This window comes from Moraxella sp. CTOTU47915 (assembly GCF_031986685.1).
Taxonomy (GTDB): Bacteria; Pseudomonadota; Gammaproteobacteria; order Pseudomonadales; family Moraxellaceae; genus Faucicola; species Faucicola tetraodonis.
Genome location: NZ_DAMAAE010000001.1, coordinates 140,422 through 161,706, shown reverse-complemented (window position 1 = coordinate 161,706; position 21,285 = coordinate 140,422). Strand labels below are relative to the sequence as shown.

General features: G+C 42.8%; 14 protein-coding genes. 4 read left to right on the top strand and 10 right to left on the bottom strand.

The features are described from left to right. Window positions 1-119 precede the first annotated feature (119 nt). The 3 genes from clpB to RTL34_RS00690 all read left to right on the top strand — a co-directional run bounded on the left by clpB (window position 120) and on the right by RTL34_RS00690 (window position 3,841). A complete protein-coding gene (gene clpB, locus RTL34_RS00700; RefSeq protein WP_312113803.1) occupies window positions 120-2,717 on the top strand; it encodes an ATP-dependent chaperone ClpB in 2,598 nt (865 codons plus the stop codon). A gap of 105 nt (window positions 2,718-2,822) precedes the next feature. Then, window positions 2,823-3,398, top strand: a complete 576-nt coding sequence (gene dcd, locus RTL34_RS00695; protein ID WP_007116249.1) for a dCTP deaminase — start codon at window positions 2,823-2,825, stop codon at window positions 3,396-3,398. 200 nt (window positions 3,399-3,598) lie between these two features. Further along, the gene (locus tag RTL34_RS00690; protein WP_312113794.1) at window positions 3,599-3,841 is read left to right on the top strand and encodes a hypothetical protein; all 243 of its coding nucleotides are present in this window, start codon (window positions 3,599-3,601) and stop codon (window positions 3,839-3,841) included. A 59-nt stretch (window positions 3,842-3,900) separates the two neighbouring features. On the opposite strand, the gene RTL34_RS00685 is transcribed toward RTL34_RS00690, so the two are convergent. The 7 genes from RTL34_RS00685 to RTL34_RS00655 all read right to left on the bottom strand — a co-directional run bounded on the left by RTL34_RS00685 (window position 3,901) and on the right by RTL34_RS00655 (window position 15,064). Next, window positions 3,901-5,685: an acyl-CoA dehydrogenase C-terminal domain-containing protein gene (locus tag RTL34_RS00685; RefSeq protein WP_312113792.1), complete on the bottom strand. Its 1,785-nt coding sequence runs from the start codon at window positions 5,683-5,685 to the stop codon at window positions 3,901-3,903. Between the two features lie 144 nt (window positions 5,686-5,829). After that, window positions 5,830-7,623, bottom strand: coding sequence for an acyl-CoA dehydrogenase C-terminal domain-containing protein (locus RTL34_RS00680; RefSeq protein ID WP_312113790.1), 1,794 nt, complete (start codon window positions 7,621-7,623; stop codon window positions 5,830-5,832). A gap of 148 nt (window positions 7,624-7,771) precedes the next feature. Beyond that, a complete protein-coding gene (locus RTL34_RS00675) occupies window positions 7,772-9,616 on the bottom strand; it encodes a putative bifunctional diguanylate cyclase/phosphodiesterase (RefSeq protein ID WP_312113788.1) in 1,845 nt (614 codons plus the stop codon). Window positions 9,617-9,618: 2 nt separating this feature from the next. Continuing rightward, window positions 9,619-10,503: a 16S rRNA (uracil(1498)-N(3))-methyltransferase gene (locus tag RTL34_RS00670; RefSeq protein WP_312113786.1), complete on the bottom strand. Its 885-nt coding sequence runs from the start codon at window positions 10,501-10,503 to the stop codon at window positions 9,619-9,621. Between the two features lie 277 nt (window positions 10,504-10,780). Continuing rightward, window positions 10,781-12,172, bottom strand: a complete 1,392-nt coding sequence (gene bioA, locus RTL34_RS00665) for an adenosylmethionine--8-amino-7-oxononanoate transaminase (RefSeq protein WP_312113784.1) — start codon at window positions 12,170-12,172, stop codon at window positions 10,781-10,783. Between the two features lie 221 nt (window positions 12,173-12,393). Then, a complete protein-coding gene (locus RTL34_RS00660; RefSeq protein ID WP_065252473.1) occupies window positions 12,394-13,755 on the bottom strand; it encodes a CitMHS family transporter in 1,362 nt (453 codons plus the stop codon). 133 nt (window positions 13,756-13,888) lie between these two features. Continuing rightward, window positions 13,889-15,064: a transcriptional regulator gene (locus RTL34_RS00655; RefSeq protein WP_312113781.1), complete on the bottom strand. Its 1,176-nt coding sequence runs from the start codon at window positions 15,062-15,064 to the stop codon at window positions 13,889-13,891. 197 nt (window positions 15,065-15,261) lie between these two features. Here RTL34_RS00655 and exaC point away from each other — a divergent pair, with 197 nt between their 5' ends. Further along, the gene (gene exaC / locus RTL34_RS00650; protein WP_312113780.1) at window positions 15,262-16,773 is read left to right on the top strand and encodes an acetaldehyde dehydrogenase ExaC; all 1,512 of its coding nucleotides are present in this window, start codon (window positions 15,262-15,264) and stop codon (window positions 16,771-16,773) included. 266 nt (window positions 16,774-17,039) lie between these two features. On the opposite strand, the gene lldD is transcribed toward exaC, so the two are convergent. From lldD to lldP, 3 genes are all read right to left on the bottom strand, one after another. Next, a complete protein-coding gene (lldD, locus tag RTL34_RS00645) occupies window positions 17,040-18,188 on the bottom strand; it encodes an FMN-dependent L-lactate dehydrogenase LldD (RefSeq protein WP_138019086.1) in 1,149 nt (382 codons plus the stop codon). A gap of 126 nt (window positions 18,189-18,314) precedes the next feature. Further along, window positions 18,315-19,088: an FCD domain-containing protein gene (locus RTL34_RS00640; protein ID WP_239741939.1), complete on the bottom strand. Its 774-nt coding sequence runs from the start codon at window positions 19,086-19,088 to the stop codon at window positions 18,315-18,317. A gap of 13 nt (window positions 19,089-19,101) precedes the next feature. Further along, entirely contained in the window at window positions 19,102-20,775 is a 1,674-nt protein-coding gene (lldP, locus tag RTL34_RS00635) for an L-lactate permease (RefSeq protein WP_409455427.1), read from the bottom strand. Between the last annotated feature and the right edge of the window lie 510 nt (window positions 20,776-21,285).

The window sequence follows — 21,285 nt, the reverse complement described above, 5'->3', positions numbered from 1 at the left end:
CAGCCATCATCAATCATCAAAAAAAACATTGACAATTAAAAAAATTTAAAGGTGGATATTGAAACGATTTATCAAAACACCATATCAATTTTAGTTAAAAGCTAAAAGGAAAAATAATAATGCAATTTGATAAATTTACTAATGCCTTACAACACGCGGTTCAGCAGGCACAAACGCTCGCTGTCACTCGTGATCATACCGCGATTGAGCCGATTCATTTGTTGTCAGTGCTACTCAATGAACCGAGTAATGCCAATGTGTATGAACAGGCAGGCGCAAACTTAAATCAGTTAAAAACCGAAGTGCAACAATCGCTCAACAACCAAGCGGTGATTGGTACACCCACAGGTGATGTCAATCTCAGCCCAAATACGGTTAAGATTTTAAATCTAGCCGAGCGTCATGCGCAAAAAGCGGGCGATCAGTTCTTATCTACTGACTGGGTGCTGGTTGCCCTAGCAGAGACGGGCGACACCGCAAAACTGCTCACAAAAGCAGGGGTCAATGAGCCAAAACTAAGACAAGTTATTAATTTTATTCGTGGGGGTGATAAAGTGGATACACAAAATAGCGAAGACCAACGTGATGCCTTAAACAAATATACCATCGATTTAACCGCACGTGCTGAATCGGGCAAACTTGACCCCGTGATTGGGCGTGATGACGAAATCCGCCGTACCATTCAAGTATTGTCACGCCGTACCAAAAACAACCCTGTGCTCATTGGTGAGCCGGGTGTGGGTAAAACTGCCATTGTCGAAGGATTGGCACAAAAAATCGTCAATGGTGACGTGCCAGAAGGCTTGCGTAACAAACGTGTATTATCGCTTGATTTGGGGGCACTGATAGCGGGCGCAAAATTCCGTGGTGAGTTTGAAGAACGCCTAAAAGCGGTACTTAATGACCTAGCAAAAAGCGAAGGGCAAGTCATTTTATTCATTGATGAAATTCATACTATGGTCGGTGCGGGTAAAGCCGATGGCGCGATGGATGCGGGTAATATGCTCAAACCTGCGTTAGCACGTGGCGAGCTGCACTGCGTGGGCGCCACTACGCTTGATGAATACCGACAATATATCGAAAAAGATGCCGCCCTTGAGCGTCGTTTTCAAAAAGTATTGGTTGATGAGCCTACCGTGGAAGATACCATTGCCATTTTGCGTGGTCTAAAAGAGCGCTATGAACTGCATCATGGGGTTGATATCCAAGACAGTGCGATTATTGCCGCCGCGCGGATGAGTAACCGTTATATCACCGACCGTATGCTACCTGACAAAGCCATTGACTTGGTGGATGAAGCGGCTAGCCGTCTAAAAATGGAACTTGATAGTAAACCAGAAGCCTTGGGCAAACTAGACAGCCGTTTGATTCAGCTCAAAATGCAACGTGAAACCTTAAAGCATGAAGATGACGAAGGCGCAAAATCACAGCTAAAACTGCTCGACACCCAAATCAGCGAGCTTGAAAAAGAATACGCAGATTTAAATGAAATTTGGCAAGCAGAAAAAGCCCTCGTTAAAGGTAGCCAACAGCTCAAAGATGAGCTTGATAAAGCACGTATCGCCTATGAAAAAGCCCAGCGTGAAGGTGACTACGAGACCATGTCAAAACTGCAATACGAAACCATTCCACAACTGGAAAAACGTATTAAAGATTCTGACTTGGCTGAGCAAAAAGAGCAAGCAGGGGAAGCGCCAAGCGTCAAACTGCTACGTAACAAAGTCACCGAAAACGAAATCGCTGAAGTCGTTGCTGCTGCAACAGGTATCCCTGTTACCAAAATGATGCAAGGCGAACGTGAAAAAATGCTGCACATGGAAGAAAAATTGCATGAGCGCGTAGTCGGTCAAGATGAAGCGGTACAAGCAGTCGCCAATGCGGTGCGCCGTAGTCGTGCAGGGCTATCTGACCCCAATCGTCCTAGCGGTTCGTTCTTGTTCCTAGGTCCGACAGGGGTGGGTAAAACTGAATTGACCAAAGCGTTGGCAAGTTTCTTGTTTGATGATGAAAATGCCATGATTCGTATTGATATGTCTGAATTTATGGAAAAACACAGTGTCAGCCGTCTTGTCGGTGCACCCCCAGGTTACGTGGGTTATGAAGAAGGTGGGGTATTGACCGAAGCGGTACGCCGCCGACCCTACAGTGTGGTATTGTTTGATGAAGTAGAAAAAGCGCATCCTGATGTGTTTAATATCTTACTGCAAGTGCTAGACGATGGTCGCTTGACCGACAGTCAAGGTCGCGTTGTGGACTTTAAAAACACCGTCATTATCATGACTTCAAACCTTGGTTCGCATAAAATCCAAGAGATGGCAGGCGATAGCTACGAAGAAATCAAAGCGGCAGTAATGAATTCAGTCAATCAGCATTTCCGCCCAGAGTTTGTCAACCGTATTGATGAAATCGTGGTATTCCATCCACTTGGGCAAGAGCAAATGGCAGGTATTGCAGATATTCAACTGTCACGCTTACGCAAACGTCTTCAAGAGCGTGACATGAATATTGTATTGTCAGATGAAGCCATGAGTCAATTGGTCGCTGTGGGTTATGACCCTGTGTATGGTGCAAGACCGCTAAAACGCGCCATCCAGCAGGAAATCGAAAATCCGCTATCAGTCAAATTGTTATCGGGCGAGTTTGTGGCGGGTGATACCATCAAAGTGGATGTCGATGCCCAAGATAAATTGACCTTTGATAAATTGCGTATGAGTTAATTTTCTCACAGAAAAAACGGCTTTCGAGTGAGAGCCGTTTTTTTTCGCCTATATGTAGTAAATTACAGTATAATTCTGCCTAAATTTAAAATTTGAGGAAACAAAATGTCGATCAAATCCGACCGCTGGATACGCCAAATGGCACAAGAGCATGGCATGATTGAGCCATTTGAAGCAGGTCAAGTACGTGTGGGCGAGCAGGGACAAAAATTGGTCAGCTACGGCACCTCAAGCTATGGTTATGATGTGCGCTGCGCGCGCGAATTTAAAGTGTTTACCAATGTACATTCTGCCATCGTTGACCCAAAAAACTTTGATGAGCGTAGCTTTATTGATATCGTGGGCGATGAATGTATCATCCCGCCCAACTCATTTGCCTTGGCTCGTACTGTCGAGTATTTTCGTATTCCCCGCGATGTATTGACCATTTGTTTGGGAAAATCTACCTATGCGCGCTGCGGTATTATTGTCAATGTCACGCCGCTTGAGCCAGAATGGGAAGGGCATGTGACGCTTGAATTTAGTAATACCACTAACTTGCCCGCGCGTATCTATGCCGGCGAGGGTGTGGCGCAAATGCTATTTTTCCAAAGTGATGCGGATGATGTGTGCGAAACTTCCTACAAAGACCGTGGTGGTAAGTACCAAGGTCAAATGGGCGTGACCTTACCCAAAGCGTAAATGGCAAACGATAAGCAGTAAGCAGTCATATAGACCCACTTCGGTGGGTTTTATATTTTATGGCGTTAAATTGTTAAACGCTCAAATTTTACACGAGCTTACAACTGCTTTAAGCTTTCTATTTTTGAATATGTCATACTAACGATGCGCTATCGCTATCGTTTTAACATAATAATACCGCACATAAGAAGGATAACACCATGATTGAACTAAGTAATAACTATGTCGCGCTAAATTTGGCAAAATTCATCTATGAAGAAGAAGCCAAACTCACGCCAAATAAACACCAGCAAGAAAGTGATATCAAAGAATATATTTTTGAATTATATGAAGAGTGTGTTGCTGTCGTTGAAGAAAACGACTCAGCGGATTTTGAATATGAAGACTTCGATTTTGATGAAAATGAATCGTTGGCAGATGACGATGACGATATGCTTCGCTAACATGTTAATTCATAAAAAAATCGGCTACTAGCGCCGATTTTTTTATGTTTAAGTAGGGATTAAGCAATGGTTGCCGCAAAATAATCGCGGTCAAACGCTATGATAGGTTGGCTTGTTGCTTTTACCATCGCAATATGCGCATCTAAGCGCGGCAACATACGACCGACATAGTAGTCTGCTAATTTTGCTTTGTTGGCATAGAAGTCGCCTTCTTTGCCATTTGCGGCTTCAACCATCAAGCCAAACATATAAGCAAAGCTGACATAACCAAAGGCTTGTAAATAATCAACCGCACAGCCATTGATTTCGTCTTTGTTGACCGCTGCCGCCGCTACCACCGCTTTGGTTACGTCTTCAAGTTTATCCGCTGATGTTAAAATTGCTTGTTTGATGGCATGGTCTGCTTTCATGTTATTGGCAAAATCACGCATTTCTTGCACATACGTTGTCACAAACGCACCGCCGTTTTTCACCACTTTACGACCCAACAAATCAAGTGATTGGATACCATTGGTCCCTTCATAAATTTGCGAGATACGGGTGTCACGTACGATTTGTTCCATACCCCATTCACGGATATAGCCATGACCACCAAAGCATTGCTGTGCGTCAATTGACGCTTCAAGACCACGGTCGGTTAAGAATGCTTTAGCAACGGGCGTCAAAAGAGCAACACGGTCATCAGCGGCTTTTCTTGCTTCAGCATCATCGGTATATTTGTTGGTATCAAGCTCTTTGGCGACATACATCGCAAAGCAGCGTGAGGCCTCACTGATGGTTTTAGCATTTAACAGCATACGGCGAACGTCGGCATGAAATACGATTGGGTCAGCGGCTTTGTTTGGCTCTTGGATACCGCTATCGGCGCGACCTTGGATACGGTCAAGGGTATAAGCTGTGGCGTTTTGATACGCTAACTCAGCGCCACCGATACCTTGTAACCCCATGGTCAAACGCTCATAGTTCATCATGATAAACATGGATGCCAGCCCTGTATTTTCTGCGCCTACCATAAAGCCTTTGGCACCATCAAAGTTCATGACGCAAGTGGCTGACGCTTTGATACCCATTTTGTGCTCGATAGAGCCGCAGCTTACCGCGTTACGCTCGCCCAATGAGCCATCGGCATTCACATGGAATTTGGGTACGATAAACAATGAAATCCCTCTTGAGCCTGCTGGGGCATCTGGGGTTTTTGCCAATACCAAATGGATGATGTTGTCCGCTAAGTCATGCTCACCTGCGGTGATAAAAATTTTGGTACCTGTGATACTGTAACTACCGTCTTGGTTTGGCACGGCTTTGGTTTTGATGATACCCAAATCCGTACCTGCGTGCGGTTCGGTCAAACACATCGTACCTGTCCACTCACCTGAGTAGATTTTTTCTAAGTAGGTTTGTTTTTGTTCTTCAGAGCCTGCGTTATAGATACACATGCACGCGCCACCTGATAGGTTTGGATAGAGCGCGAATGATTGGTTGGCGGTAAATACCATCTCTTCAGCGAGCATAGTCACCATTTTTGGCATGCCTTGACCGCCATGATTTGGATCGCCGCCCAAACCAATCCAGCCGCCTTGTGCGTATTCGTCAAATGCTGCTTTAAAACCAGTTGGGGTTTTTACTTTGCCTTCACCTAGATATTGTGCTGCTTCTTCATCGCCTGAGCGGTTGATGGGCAGTAACGTATTTTTAGCAAATTTTGACATTTCTTCTAAAATCATATTGACCGTATCACTGTCAACATGGGCTAACTGTTCATTTTTTTGCCAAAAATCAGATGCATTGAATACATCATTTAAAATGAATTTCATGTCTTGAATTGGCGCATTATAAATAGGCATATTATTTCCTTTTATGGGTTAGCTCGTAATTCGAAATGAGACAAATCCTTAAATAGCTTTTGCTACCTAAGGATTGAATAAAAAATTATACTATCAATGATTCTATCATAATTTTATTACTACACTGGAAAGCTTAGTAAAAAATTAGAATTGGAATTCGTCAACTTCCATAGTCATGTATGGCTCAAGCCCTGTATCAATACGTTTGACGTAAGTTAAGGTGCGAGGCAATAGTTTTGCAAAGTAGAATTGAGCAGTTTTGATTTTCGCTTGATAGAATTTGGTCTCAGTGGTTTCGCCTTGGAGCGCTTGCTGAGCGACTAACGCCATACGCGCCCATAAGTAAGCTAGGGTGATGTAGCCACTATAGTACATGTAGTCAACAGCCGCTGCACCCACTGCATCAGGATTTTCAGTGGCTTGCATACCAATGCGAGCAGTTAAATCGCCCCATTCTTTATTCAGACGTGCCAGTGGACGAATGAATTCACCCATCGCATCGTTGTCTTTGTTTTCTTCACAGAATTGATAAATGACTTTGCTAAAGTTAGCTAGCATTTTACCTTGTGAACCCAATACTTTACGACCTAACAAGTCGAGTGACTGGATTTCAGTGGTACCTTCGTATATACAAGCAATACGCGTATCACGTACGTTTTGTTCCATGCCCCATTCACGGATAAAGCCGTGACCACCATACACTTGCACACCGTGATTGGCTGCTTCATAACCTGTTTCAGTTAAGAAGGCTTTAGCAATTGGGGTTAAAAAAGACAACATTTGGTCAGCGTAAGCTTGTGTTTCGCCTTCACCTTTAGTTACCACATCAGAGAATTGTGATAGATAGTAGACGAGGGCACGGCCACCTTCTGCAAACGCTTTACAAGTTAATACCATGTTACGCACTGCTGGATGGACGATGATTGGGTCAGCCACTTGTTCTGGGGCTTTTGCACCGCTTAATGCGCGCATCGCAAGACGATCTTTGGCGTAGCTTAAGCCACCTTGGAAAGCCAATTCCGCCGCAGTTAGACCTTGAATCGCAGTACCAATACGGGCGGTATTCATAAAGGTAAACATACAGTTTAGACCTTTGTTTTCAGGTCCAATCAAGTAACCTTTGGCTTTATCAAAGTTTAGTACCGCAGTTGCAGAGGCTTTAATACCCATTTTGTGTTCAATCGAACCACAGGTAACGGTGTTACGCTCACCGATAGAGCCATCTTCGTTGACATTGAATTTTGGTACGATGAACAATGAGATACCTTTGGTACCTGCTGGCGCACCCGGTAAACGCGCTAGTACGATATGGACAATGTTGTCTGCCATGTCGTGTTCGCCGGCTGAGATAAAGATTTTTTGACCGGTGATAGCGTATGAACCGTCTTCATTGGGTTCAGCTTTGCTGCGGGTAATACCTAAATCAGAACCTGCATGTGCTTCAGTCAGACACATGGTACCTGTCCACTCACCGCTGACGAGTTTCAATAAATATTTTTGTTTTTGTTCATCGGTACCGTGGTGTTCTAGCGTACGGATAGCACCTTCAGATAGACCTGGGTACATTGAGAAAGACCAGTTAGCCGTACCTACCATTTCACTGACCGCTGAACCCAATGACAATGGCATGCCTTGACCGCCAAATTCTTCATCGGCACATAAAGAAGGAAAGCCTAATTCACAGTATTGCTTATAGGCTTCTTTAAAGCCTTTTGGCGTATATACATTACCATTTTCAAAACGACAGCCTTCTTCATCGCCTGAACGGTTAAGGGGTGACAATTCTGCTTCTGAGAAGCTTGCACCTGCTTCTATGAAACTATCAATCGTTTCTTTATCCGTATGGGCATAGCTAGGAATGGTTTTGTAGTGATCTTCAAATTTTAATAATTCATGCATGACAAATTTCATATCACGAAGCGGTGCTTTATATTGCATACGATATCCTTGATTAGTGTTTTAAAAAGAAAAAAACCTACCCCAATACTAAGGTTTTATATCTCTAAGATAGGAAAATTTGACAAAGGTGACAAGGTACTAACATGACTATAGGGTCATAAAAAAATCTAATTAGTCTAATTTAAACTTATAGCAAATAGTTTGGTTTATAGTTGGCTTTAAGCCACTCAGTGGTATCTTGACTAGACATGGGTTTAGCAAAACCAAAGCCTTGAATCAAGTCACAACCAAGGCTACGCAAATATTCGATTTCTTCACGGTTTGAGACGCCCTCAGCCAAGGCCTTCATGGATAACGAGTGCGCCATCTCAATCACTGATTTGACAATCACTTGTTTTTTTGGGTCTTGTAAAATATCCGTGATAAATAAGCGGTCAATTTTGAGCACATCAATCGGATATTTAATCAAATATTGCATCGCGGCAAAGCCTGTACCAAAGTCATCAATCGATATACTAAAACCATACTGGCGCAGTTTTGATAACATCGCTTGCGCTTTTACTTCATCTTGAATGTTGCAGACTTCGGTGATTTCAAAACTGATTAATTGGGCAAGCCAACTATACTGCTGTATCGTCCCTTCAATAAACGCAATAAATTTGTCACTAATCAATTGGCGAGTATCAATATTGATACAGATGAGGCAGTTATAGCCCATCTCACGCCATGTCAAAATCTGCTCGATACAAACTAACACGATTTTTTCAAATAGCGGCTGCGATGACTTATCGAGCACCTCCGCCAAAAAATCGTTGGGATAGAGAAGTCCAAGGGTGGGATGCTCCCAGCGCACCAGCGCTTCAAACATCGGCAAGTCAGGCTGTGCAAACTCTAACTTAGGCTGAAAATAGGGCAAAATTTGCTGTTTTAATAACGCATTTTTAAAGGCACTGAGCAAATGAATGTCTTTAAAATTGCCTTTTTGCTGGTTGGCATCATACCAAACACAATCTTCATCACTGATAAGCCGCGCATGTTTTAACGCCGTGTCTGCTTGCAATAGCAATGTCTGAGCATCTTGGGTATGGGTTGGGAAAACCGAAGCACCAATCGACAACCTTAAATAAATTGATTGGTTGTCAATGCTAAAAGGTAAGTCAAATAACTGTTTGAGCGCTGCCACATAGTGATGCGCGGCATCAAGGTGTTGTACCGAAATCATCGCCGCAAAACTATCACCCCCAAACCGCGAAAAAGTGACTAAACTGGCACCCGAAATTTTTAAGGATTTTACCCGTTTGACAAAACCTTGAATCAGCGTATTGGTATTTTCAATGCCAAGGCTGATGTTAAAAGATTGCAATTTATCAATATTGATGCGTAGCAATACCCCCATACACTCGCGCTGATTATCAGCTGCCTGGTAATAGTCAATACAGCTTTTTAACTTGTCATAAAAAGTATCGTAATTGGGCAGACCCGTTAATTCATCATAATTGTAGAGGTGTAAGGTGTGGCTAAGCTGCGCATCTTTTTTGGTTAAATTGGTAAGTAGCCCGACATACACCACCCGATTATCATCGACTTCACACACGCAGATATCTAGCCAAACCGCCACTTCAGGTGAATTGTGATAACAAAGCACTAAATTGGTCGAAATTGATTGTCGATTATCCAGTTTGGTAATGATGGTGGCAATCGCTTGCTGTAAGTGTGGGGCGTAGGTCTTATACGGATAAAAATAAAACGGGCTACCTATCACCTGATCGCGTGGCAAGGCGGTAATGTTTAAAAATTGCTGATTGACACAGATAAAACGTAGATGTTCATCAAGCATAAAAATGCCATCATGGATTTTTGAAAAAACCGAGGCAAACACCGCATTTTGATGTTCAAGCGAAATTTGTTGATCAAAAAAATGGCTATCGACAATAAACCCATACTGACTTAACTCATCATGACAAAATTTGTTAGCTCCCGCAAAGCAATCACGATGGTCTATTGGCATGACGGGATCGTTGTTCGGTGACATGATTATTCCTGTGCAAGGGTCAAAGTTTGATGTAACGTTAACAATGAAGACAATGCGACGACAGGGGCTGTCTCAGTTCGTAGCACACGCTCGCCAATTTGCCAAGGCATAAAACCTCGCTCGATAGCTTGCGTTATTTCTTGCTCTGAAAACCCACCTTCTGCCCCAATAAGTAACCAAAATTGGGCTAAAGAACACTGTCTAAACTGGTTTGTTATCTGAGGTAGTGGGTTGGGATATGGGGTATAGGGCGTGATGGGTTCAATATCGTTATGCTCAACATCGCTACGCTCAATGTCGCTACCTTCAATTTGATTACAAGATGTCACTACGCCACTGTCATCAGGAGGAACGGCTAAAATTAATTTGGTCACGTTGGTAGAAGTGGGCATGCCTGCTGGCTCACCAATCCAGTCGCTAAAAGATTTTGGTGCAAGTAATGTTGGCACGATATTAAGCCCACATTGTTCACAAGCCGATACCGCAACCTGCTGCCAATGGGCAAGTTTTTTATCGGTTTGGTCTACTTTTAGGCGTACTTCGCCATGTTGGCTTGTGAGTAGTTGAATCGATGACACCCCAAGCTCTGTGGCTTTTTGAATGGCATAATCCATGCGCTCGCCACGGCTCATAACCAAGGCAATGTTGACAGTAAATGGCAAATCCCGATTGATTGGATTAAAATCGTTGATGGTAACGAGCGCTTGTTTTTTAGTGACATCCGTTAAAGTGACGGTATATTCACCACCTTGACCATCAAAGAATAACGCTTGTTCACCCATACTTGCTCTTAACACTTTACACCAATGATGAAAAATATCTTCGGTCAAAGGCACAGTGCTGCCAACTTGTAGCAAATTTGGTTGGTTATAAAAAAATCTACGCATAAATCATCTAAGTAAGTTTCACGATTGAGTTAAGTTAAGTAGGTTAAAATGCCTACAAAAGTTAAATATTTTTTTTGACGATAATCTCATTGATTATACGTTAAATATTAGCAATGTAGACATAAGCTGTGAATTTTAATACAATTTTTTAGAATGCTGTAAGAATTGAACCTTTGTAACAAATCCTAACTTTTGACGATAAATTATAATAACAAACATCTATTTACAATTGATTGGTTAATTAGTCAGTAAATTTCATGCGGCGTTAGTAAAGGCGTTAAGGCAAATCAATCGCTTGCAACGAGCCTTGGGGGATTTGGGGAATATTGTCACAAAGCTTTTGCAAACAATGATTTAATATGCCAAAAATGTGCCCAATCTCTGCTGGGGTGGTGCAATAAGGCGGAATAAGATAAACATGGTTGCCAATCGGACGAATCATCACGCCTTGATCAAGGCATAACTGGGCAAAGGCTTTGCCCAAATTTTGAGAAAAATCCAAGGTAAAAGCTGCAATCATGCCGGTTTGACGTACAAACTTTATGGGTAAATTGGCATCAGCTAATTGCTGTAAGCCATGCGCCATCGCTTGGATAAGGGATTGGTTGTGTAGCAAGACATTATCGCGTTCAAACAGTTCAAGCGATGCCAAAGCTGCGCTACAAGCCAATGGGTTGCCAGTAAAACTATGCGAATGTAAAAAGCCTTTTTCCACTTTGTCATCATAAAACGCTTGATAAACATCATCGGTTGTCATGACGCAAGACATTGGCAGATAGCCTGCCGTTAGACCTTTTGACAGACAGATAAAGTCAGGGCAATAATCGTCTTGTTTATCCGCATCTGCCAAGGCTAGCATTTGTTCTACCGCAAACATAGTACCTGTACGACCAAAACCCACGGCAATCTCATCATATATCACATGGATGTGATAATGGTGCGCAAGTTTGGCAACGCCAAGCAAATAATTAGCAGAATACATCGCCATGCCCGCCGCCCCTTGTACCAGAGGTTCAAGGATAATCGCACAGATATCGCGGGATTTTTCTGCCAAGATGCGTTCTAGTGCATCTAAGCTTTTTTGCTCATGCAGCTGCGCTGCGATAGCGTCAGTATTGAAAATATGCGCGGGGGAAGGAATACGAATTTGACTGACAATCAAATCTTTGTATTGCTCACTAAACAGCGGGATATCTGTCACCGCAAGACTGCCAACGGTTTCACCGTGATAACCGTGTTCCAATGAGATAAATTTGGTTTTTTGCGTTTGCCCTGATTGCTGCCAGTACTGCAAACTCATTTTAAGTGCGACTTCCACCGCCCCTGAGCCACTGTCGGCAAAAAAAGCTTTGGTGAATGATTTGGGCGTGATGGCAACCAATTTTTCTGCAAGCGTCAAAATCGGCGGGTGAGTGACACTAGCGATTAAAGTATGCTCAAGCGTATCGAGCTGCTGTTTTATTTTTTCGTTGATAAAGGGATGGCAATGTCCATGTAAATTGACCCACCATGAGCTAATCATATCGTAATAGGCGTTACCGTCGTGGTCGTATAATTGATTGCCTTGAGCTTTGACGAGGTGGAGTGGGGGATTGTTTTCAAGGGCTTGCATCTGGGTGCAAGGAAGCCATAACGCGTTATTCATAAGGGTCTCAAAATTTTTTGTCACATTGTAGCACTTTTGACCCAAGAAAAAAGGCTTGAAAATGCCAGCCTTCTAATGCTATGAGTTATATGGTAATAATAGGAACGGTAATTATCACAGAATTTACGTACTATAAATTTTCGATAAAAAAGCGTCTAAAAAATGTCGTTTTTAGACGCCTGTATAAACAGTAAATTTATAATGGTTACTAAAATCGTATAATTAAAATACCCGATGATAGCCTGTCAAAGTGGCACACCACCCACCGTGAATATCGCTAAGGAAAATGCGACAAAAATACCAATCGCCCATTTGGCTGATTGAATCTGCCATTTACCCATCTCAACACCTGTAATATGCAGCAATAGATAGATAAATCCAACCAATGGACTTAATAAATGAAATGCTTGACCAGCGGTTGAAGCAATCGCAATATCCATTGAGCTAAAACCATATTTTATCCCAACTTGGTTTAATACTGGCAACACACCCAAATAAAAAGCATCATTACTTAGCAAAAACGTACCAGGTACAGAGATCAAGGCAACAATCAACGGCCAGTGATTACCAAATCGCTCAGGAATCCAAGTCGCTAGGGCTTCGCCCATGGCATGACTCATACCTGTGCCAGATAAAATCCCCATAAACACACCCGCTGCCAGCACCATGAAAATTACTTGTACAGCTGATGAGCCATATTTTTCAATAATTTCACGTTGATCGGCCTGTTTCGGGTAATTGGCCATTAAAGCAACGGCTAATGCAATCGCAAAAATTAATGCTGAATTTACCTTTGGTAGAAACCACATACCACCAAAAATAAGTTCAATCATGACAAGCAGCGTCAAGCCAAAATTAAACCAAATGAGGTGGGGTCTAGTAAATTTAGCATCGTCCTCATGTGGTGTATCGATTAGATGTACCATACCGTCTGTGTTTAGATTGGTGATACCCAGTCGTTTTCTCTCTGCTAAACCCCGTATGACAGCCACAGCAATGACCCATATGGCGGCGATAATCATCCCCGGCATGATTGCACGTAATAACTCCCCCTCATCAACATGCAGCGCTGTGATGATACGTGCGGTGGGTCCTCCCCAGGGTAATAAATTCATGATAGAGTTTGCTAAGACAATTAATACTGCTAAATCCATCATTTTCATATTCAATTTGCGATATACAGGTAGCATGGCTGAACAGACCACAAGAGTGGTCGTCGATCCATCGCCATCAACTGAGATGCCTAGTGCAAGAATCGCTGTGCCAACCAAGACTTTTAAAGGGTCGCCCTTGACTGCTCGGACAATAAAATTGACCAATGGCTGAAACAATCCAGCACTCAGCATTAAACCAAAGTATAAAATCGCAAATAACAGCATAAGTGCTGTACCTGCAACACCTTTAATTTTTAAATCGGCATCGCTGATCATCCCTGCAATAGCATATTTAGGAATATCAAGTGCAGAAAACCCCCACTGGTTTATGGCTCCGGCGATAACACCAATAATTAAAGGCACTAAAATAAGAGAGGTAAAAGGGGACGCTTTGCGGGTCATGATAAGTATCATAAACCCGATCACAATTAATAATCCAAACAGCGCTAACATAGTTGTAATCCTTTACATGGTCATTTACAAAGGTGGCAATATTAGCATAATAATTTGTGTTTTTTTGATAATTTCTATTTCAACGAAAAATTTATGATTAGGGGAAAATTGACGGTTAAGCAAAAATTGATGGTTACCGACTTGACAGTACCTCTAAATGTTGGTGAATTGAGAGGTTATCTGGCATTAACTCAATCAGCCTTTCTATAGCATCGCTAGCATCGGGGCAATTTGCCAAATGCATGAGTAATAAATCAACCTGATCTGAATGATATATGGCTTGGCTCAAGCGAGCTTCTAAACAAGTGCGCCAAGTGCATAAAAAAGGGCTTTCAGTTTTGCTAAAAAATATACCAGTATACAATTTGATGGCCGCTTCTAAATAACCTGCATTTAATGATTGTTCAACCCGTAAAAAATCACCATCAATAGGCATTAACAGCCGGTACGGACGCGAACCCAATAAACCAGTAAGTGTATCACGTAACTGCGACATTTCAGTCTTTAGCGTACCTTGTGACACTTTACGCTCACCATAGATCGCTTGGTGTAACGCATCTAAACTCATGCCTTGGGGACAAAGTGCTAACACTGTCAATATCTCGACTTGCCGAGGGGTCAACCGCAAAGTTTTGCCATTGAATATCACCCTGGGTTCATTAAATCCTTGAATATACAGATAGTGTCTTTGGCACTCATTCAAAGCGGATTGTAAAATACTGGCACAGCGTTCGGCAGCAAATATGCCAAAATGGTTGTGATTCTGCCAAGTGGTCGATAAATCCAGTACGCCAATGACCTGTTTGGTATGCGGTTCAATGATAGGCGTGGCATAACAGACCCATTCATGAACCGAAGGCATATAGTGTTCATTGGAAAAAACGCAAGTTGATTGCTGCGTTCTTAGCGATAAAGCAAGCGCATTTGTGCCAACTTGGCTTTCCCCCCAGCATCCACCTTCAATAAAGTTAACCGCTTCTGCCGCTTTTTGCATAGACTTGCTGGCAGTCGTCCAGATAATCGTACTACCGATATCAGCCACAGCCATCACCATGGAGGATTGCAAGGTAATATGTTGTAATTGATTTTGACAATAGCCTAAGGCTTTTTTTAGATAATACGATTGATCGCTTTTGGTAGCGTTAATGGGTGCTTGTTGGCGCTCAGTTGGAATGTTAGCACTGTCTGAGCGGTGCCATGACTGAACGATACTTTGTTGAATAAGGTCTGCATTATTATCGGTAAAGGTAATGTTAAAACGCCTCTTATCAATCCGATGCCTTAGCTCTAACAGTCTATTTTTATTCATATTTTAAAATATCCTAATGCACTAACCAATCCTTGGTTTCTAAAATAAGCTATCCTCAATAGTATAATGTCCATCCCTTATTGTAAAGGATAATTAAACACCTACCTTTTACCTACCGTTTCTGTAATAATATGAATTTGTAAACCCCCAACTGCACGAAGCAGTTTATCTATCAACTGACAAAAGGAAATGTCATTATGCGTTATGCTGACCCTAATACTGACGGTGCTAAAATCAATTTTAAAGAAAAGTATGACAACTTTATTGGCGGCCAATGGGTTGCGCCTGTTAAAGGTGAGTACTTTGATAACATCTCACCCGTCAACGGCAAGCCCTTCGCCAAAGTCGCCAAATCAAGTCCAGAAGACATTGAACTTGCACTTGATGCCGCCCATGCCGCTAAAACTAAGTGGAATGCGGCTTCACCCACAGAGCGCTCTAATCTATTATTAAAAATCGCAGATCGCCTTGAGCAAAATATTGAGTTATTGGCGGTAGCTGAAACATGGGAAAACGGTAAACCCATCCGTGAAACCTTGGCTGCGGATATACCACTTGCCATTGACCATTTTCGCTACTTTGCCGGTGCAATCCGCGCGCAAGAAGGCGGTGTTTCACCCATTGATGATGACACGGTCGCTTATCACTTTCATGAACCTTTAGGTGTGGTTGGACAAATCATTCCTTGGAACTTTCCAATTTTAATGGCTACTTGGAAAATAGCGCCTGCACTAGCCGCGGGTAACTGCATCGTCTTAAAACCTGCCGAGCAGACGCCTGTAAGCTTATTGGTGCTTGTTGAATTGATTCAAGATTTGCTACCAGCCGGTATTTTAAATATTGTGAATGGGTATGGCGAAGAGGTGGGTAGTCATTTAGCTAGAAGCCCACGTATCTCAAAAATTGCCTTTACTGGTTCAACCCCTGTCGGCCAGCTTATTATGAAGTATGCGACAGAGAATATTATTCCAGTTACTTTAGAATTAGGCGGTAAATCACCCAATATTTTCTTTGCCGATGTTATGGATAAAGAAGATGATTACCTAGAAAAAGCGCTTGAAGGTTTTACTATGTTTGCGCTCAATCAAGGTGAAATATGTACCTGTCCTTCGAGAGCCTTAGTGCATGAAAGTATCGCCGATGCCTTTTTGGCGAAAGCCGTAGAACGGGTAAAACGTATCAAAACAGGTCATCCATTGGATACGGAAACCATGATTGGTGCGCAAGCCTCTCAGGAACAACAAGACAAAATCTTAGGCTGTATCGCCACAGGTAAACAAGAAGGCGCCGAGCTTTTAACCGGTGGTAATGCAAGACATGAGGTGGGTGAAGGTTATTATATCGAGCCGACGATTTTTAAAGGCAATAATGATATGAAAATCTTCCAAGAAGAGATTTTTGGCCCAGTATTGTCTGTGACAACCTTCAAGGACTTTGATGATGCGATGCGTATTGCCAATGATACTATGTTTGGGCTAGGTGCTGGCGTGTGGGCACGTAGTGGTAATACTGCTTACCGTGCGGGGCGTGGCATTGAAGCTGGGCGAGTATGGACAAACTGTTACCACATTTATCCAGCCCATGCCGCATTTGGTGGTTACAAGAAATCAGGCATTGGGCGTGAAAACCACAAAATGATGTTAGAGCATTACCAAAATACCAAAAATTTACTTGTTAGCTATTCTGAAAAACCGATGGGCTTTTTCTAGAATTTGATAGGTCATAAACAACAAAAACCGCTCTTATAGAGCGGTTTTTTTATCGAAAATAAAAAGTATCAATATTAAATTCATTCACACTTGCTCAATCAGACAATCACAATAAGCGGTTATTGAGCAATTAAGTTGATAGATTTTAAAGAAGCAAGTGGCGTACTTAGTTTAAAAAACTTATAGTTTAGCCATAAAATCTTAGCATCTACCAAAATAAAAAAATCCCAAAAAGACGCTAAGGTTGACTAGTCACTGTCAGTCTATCAAGTCAAAGTACTAAAATCTACCAAACAGTCTCGATTGATATCTTGAATTCGGTTTGCACTGGTCAATGTCATTGCCACGCGCATTTCTTTGTCTATCAAGTTGAGTAAATTGGTCACCCCGGCCTCACCATCGGCGGCTAACGCATAGATAAATGCACGTCCTAACATACATAAATCCGCTCCCAATGCCAGCATTCTCACCACATCTAAGCCATTACGGATACCCGAATCGACCAAGATTTTGATATCACCTTTAACAGCATCGGCAATTTTGGGTAGGGCAGTGGCAGTTGACATCACCCCATCAAGCTGACGTCCACCATGATTGGAAACCACAATACCATCAGCGCCAAAACGTACCGCATCTTTGGCGTCTTGTGGGTCAAGAATACCTTTGATGACCATAGCGCCATCCCAAAAATCACGAATCCATTCTAAGTCTTTCCAAGAAATCGAGGGATCAAAGTTATTACCAAGCCAACCGATATAATCTTCTAATCCGATTGCTTTACCAAGATATTTAGAAACATTACCCAAGTCATGGGGTCTTCCTAGCAATCCCACGTTCATTGCCCAGTGCGGATGGGTGCATGCTTGTAGATAGCGGCGCATGGCGGCATTGGGTCCACTCATACCAGAGTGCGCATCGCGATATCTCGCCCCAGGTACAGGCATATCGACGGTAAACACCAGCGTTGAGCAGCCTGCCGCTTTGGCACGCTCCAGCACATTTTGCATAAACTTACGGTCACGCAACACATACAGCTGAAACCACATAGGGCGATTGATTTTTGGGGTGACTTCTTCGATAGGGCAGACTGATACCGTTGACATGGTAAATGGAATGCCTTTTTTGTCGGCAGCCATGGCTGCTTGGACTTCACCACGGCGAGCGTACATCCCTGTCAAACCCACCGGCGAGAGCGCCACAGGTAAAGACAGCTGTTCACCAAAAATCTCAGTAGATAAATCAAGCTGCGTCATGTCTTTTAATACCCGCTGACGTAAGGCAATACTTGATAAGTCTTCAACATTACGTTTTAGGGTGTATTCTGCATACGCGCCACCATCAATGTAGTGGAATAAAAAGGGGGGTAAACGGCGGCGAGCCGCTTCTCGGTAATCATTGGCAGAGGAAATAATCATAATATCCCTATCTTAACTATGTTATTAATGGTAGAAATAGCCACTGGCACTCAAAACTGTTTACACTAACATACGTTTATAAAATGCGCCTGCATTAACAGGCATCTGTATTAAAAAGCATCTGTATTAAAAAGCATCAGTGGCCAACCGGGAAACTCGCTGTCTGCGAGCCGTTGCCTCATCGATTTTGGCAACCTGTTTTATCACAAACTCAATATGCTCACCCACGGCTTTGCGAGCTAGTTCACTATCACGCGCGATAATCGCATTCATCATTGCCATGTGCTGCGTATGTAAAGTTTCAAAGCCATAATGCTCGGTGTAAATTTTTCGCCGAGCTAATACCACGTTATGTCTCATTAGGTGAAAAACATTTTTCATCATCTGCAACAATACCGCATTTTGGGAAGCTTCGGCAATCGCTAAATGAAAATTGGCATCGGCAATAGCGGCTTGTTCGGTATCGCCATGTGCCTGACTATTTGCTAACTGCTCGTAGTAAAAGCGGATTTTCTCAATGTCTTGTTTTGTAGCTCTTTTGGCAGCGTACCAGGCTGTACCGCCTTCTAGTACAATTCTTGCTTCTTGCACATCAAGTCGATACAGTGGATCAGCATCCAATAGCGGGGTTAGGGTTTGTAATATCAGATTATCAGACAGCGCTACAAGGGGTTGGTTCTGTTTGATTTTTTGCACATCTTTGACAAACGTTCCCGACCCAATACGACTTTCGGTAATACCGACACTATTCATCTGCTGTATCGCTTCACGCAGTGCGGTACGAGATACGCCTAGTCGCTCACACAAATGGCGCTCGGCAGGTAATCTATCGCCATTTTTTAGCCCTTCACGGTCTATTAGCGAAATTAATTGTTCAATAACCTGCGTTGCAACCTTCATAACTTACCCATCATTATCCGTGTGGAATCATCCAAGGCACGACATACGCTTGTAGCGTGATGAGTGCGCCCATCATAATGGTAAAAATAATACTATGTTTGACGGTAAATCTGAACAAATCTGACTCTTTACCGACCAAACCTGTAGCGGCACAGGCAATGGCAATGGATTGCGGAGAAATCATTTTACCGGTCACCCCACCCGAGGTGTTTGCTGCCACTAACAACACCTCAGGCACCCCAATTTGCTGAGCGGTGGTGGCTTGAAGTGCGGCAAATAACGCATTGGCTGAAGTGTCTGAGCCTGTCAAAAATACCCCTAACCAACCCAAAAATGGTGAAAAGAAGGTAAAAGCTTTGCCCGTGTGCGCCAATGCTAACGCTAATGTAGCAGACAACCCCGAATAATTGGCGATAAACGCAAATGCCAACACCATACCAATAGAATAAATCGGGGTGCGTAGTTCTTTAACGGTCTCGCCAAACGTCGCTAACGCTTCTTTAGGACGCATTTTTAGCATCACGATGGAGATAATCGCCGCGAGCACGATGGCAGTACCTGTTGCTGAGAACCAATCAAATTTATAAATGGCCGCATAGTCGGTAATTTTGGTGACGACTGGGGGTAATTTTTGTACTGCATTGTGCAAATACGGCACATTGATACTCATCACCATATCGACCAACGCCCCATCAGGATGACCATCTTTGCCTTTGACAAACAAATCTTTAAACGGCTTAATGCTCCATAACGACACCATCGCTGTCAAAATGGCAAACGGCATCCAAGCTTTGATGATTTGAGCGGGCGAGTAATGGGTGGTTGGCAACGGTGCTGATACGCTTGTGGTATCACCCATCTGATTTTTGCCATCGACTTGATTTTCAAAACGGAACACATGCTTGGGCTGCCACACTTTAAATAGCAACGTCAAACTAATTAACGAGGCAATAGCAGCGGTAATATCAGGCAACTCAGGTCCAATGTAGTTTGAGGTCAAAAACTGCGCAATAGCAAATGACCCACCACCGACCACAATCGCTGGGAAGGTTTCACGAACCCCTCGCCACCCATCCATAATCGCCATAATCCACACTAACACAATCGGCACAATAAAAGGCAACTGACGGCCGACCATTTGGCTGATGGCATGGGTTTCTACCCCAGATACTTGTCCTGCCACAATGATTGGAATTCCCATCGCACCAAAGGCAACAGGGGCGGTATTGACGATGAGGCAAAGTCCAGCGGCATACAAAGGCTTAAACCCTAATCCGACCAATAACGCTGCTGTGATAGCCACAGGGGCACCAAAGCCTGCTGCGCCTTCCAAAAAAGTACCAAAGGCAAACCCGACCAATAACATCTGTAAGCGTTGGTCTTCGGTCAGCGATAAAATACTGGAGCGGATAATATCAAATTGCCCTGTTTTTACCGTGACTTTGTATAAAAATACCGCACCGATAATAATCCATGCGATGGGCCAAAGCCCGTAGAAGAATCCATAAATCGCGGATGATAACGCTAACGTCACCGGCATTTGATATAAAAATAAAGCAACAAGCAACGCCAAAATAACGGTAATGGTGCCTGCGACACTACCTTTTAAACGAAATACCGCCAAGGCTAGAAAAAAGAAGATAATCGGAATGAGGGCAATGGCACTTGAAAGCCAAATATTACCCATGGGATCATAAATTTGTTGCCAATGTTGCATCATTTCCTCCATGAAATAATTGGTATTACCAAAATAGTCTGAGTGTCAATAATTGGTCAAATAATAAAGAAAATTATGCTTTAATTCAATTGAATTTTAAAAAAACAGCGATATTTATAAGGTTTTTTGTAAATTGGTAATACCAGTTTGTGGTAGTAATGTGATTTATTGTGTAGATAGATACAAAAAAGCTTGTTATTGAAGTCAGCAGAGTTTCAAGTTTTTACTGTCAGGGTGCGTGATGAAAGCTACCCAGTATTTTGCTGTATGGTTGACAGCACAAGCCATGAGGGACGCAAGTAGCGTGCTTTATTTTTTCAAAATACATCAACTAGAATAATTTTTTGACTAAGGTAGGTTAATAGTAGGTAGAGCGCATTGGATGACTGAACTAAAATCAAGTCATAGTGATTTTATAAAAATATATTGGTACATCTTATCTAGTTGTAATGATGACAAAAAACTAGGCGTACGAATAAA

Coding starts and splice junctions, on each gene's coding strand:
- lldD (WP_138019086.1), bottom strand. CDS start 18,188: ATGATTATTTCCTCTGCCAATGATTACCGAGAAGCGGCTCGCCGCCGT.
- RTL34_RS00660 (WP_065252473.1), bottom strand. CDS start 13,755: ATGTTAGCGCTGTTTGGATTATTAATTGTGATCGGGTTTATGATACTT.
- RTL34_RS00680 (WP_312113790.1), bottom strand. CDS start 7,623: ATGCAATATAAAGCACCGCTTCGTGATATGAAATTTGTCATGCATGAA.
- dcd (WP_007116249.1), top strand. CDS start 2,823: ATGTCGATCAAATCCGACCGCTGGATACGCCAAATGGCACAAGAGCAT.
- RTL34_RS00675 (WP_312113788.1), bottom strand. CDS start 9,616: ATGTCACCGAACAACGATCCCGTCATGCCAATAGACCATCGTGATTGC.
- clpB (WP_312113803.1), top strand. CDS start 120: ATGCAATTTGATAAATTTACTAATGCCTTACAACACGCGGTTCAGCAG.
- RTL34_RS00670 (WP_312113786.1), bottom strand. CDS start 10,503: ATGCGTAGATTTTTTTATAACCAACCAAATTTGCTACAAGTTGGCAGC.
- RTL34_RS00655 (WP_312113781.1), bottom strand. CDS start 15,064: ATGAATAAAAATAGACTGTTAGAGCTAAGGCATCGGATTGATAAGAGG.
- RTL34_RS00690 (WP_312113794.1), top strand. CDS start 3,599: ATGATTGAACTAAGTAATAACTATGTCGCGCTAAATTTGGCAAAATTC.
- lldP (WP_409455427.1), bottom strand. CDS start 20,775: ATGGGTAATATTTGGCTTTCAAGTGCCATTGCCCTCATTCCGATTATC.
- RTL34_RS00685 (WP_312113792.1), bottom strand. CDS start 5,685: ATGCCTATTTATAATGCGCCAATTCAAGACATGAAATTCATTTTAAAT.
- exaC (WP_312113780.1), top strand. CDS start 15,262: ATGCGTTATGCTGACCCTAATACTGACGGTGCTAAAATCAATTTTAAA.
- RTL34_RS00640 (WP_239741939.1), bottom strand. CDS start 19,088: ATGAAGGTTGCAACGCAGGTTATTGAACAATTAATTTCGCTAATAGAC.